Source organism: Frigoribacterium sp. AC759, from assembly GCF_979256015.1.
The window spans coordinates 1-344 of record NZ_CEEDMT010000067.1 but is presented as its reverse complement, the minus strand read 5'-3'; the positions used below and the strand labels follow the sequence as shown (position 1 = coordinate 344).

Sequence of the window (344 nt, the reverse complement as noted above, 5' to 3'; positions counted from 1 at the left end):
GGGCTGCGCGGCGAGCCACTCGATCAGGGCGATGCCGTCGGCGAGCTCCTGCTCGGAGTACTCGTCGGCGAACAGCCCGTCGCTCGACCCCGTGCCGCGGATGTCGACGCGCACCGACGCGTACCCCCGGGCGGCGTACCAGGGGTGCCGTTCGCTGTCGCGGGGAGCCGTCCAGTCGTCGAGCCGGTACGGCAGGTCCTCGAGCAGCACGGGCACCGGGTGCTCGACGCGTGGGGCCCAGACGCGGGCGTGCAGTCGCGTGCCGGCGGGCAGCGGCACCCACTCGTCGCGCACGTCGATCTCGTGCAGGAGGCGCGGGTCGCCGAGGTGGCGCGGGTCGCCGC

General features: G+C 75.6%; 1 protein-coding gene. It reads right to left on the bottom strand.

Translation table 11 applies throughout. The annotated features are described in order from the left end of the window. Window positions 1-294, bottom strand: a 294-nt coding sequence (locus tag ACZ6JE_RS15120) for a CocE/NonD family hydrolase (RefSeq protein WP_464319466.1), incomplete at its 3' end; no start/stop codon positions are given. Window positions 295-344 lie beyond the last annotated feature (50 nt).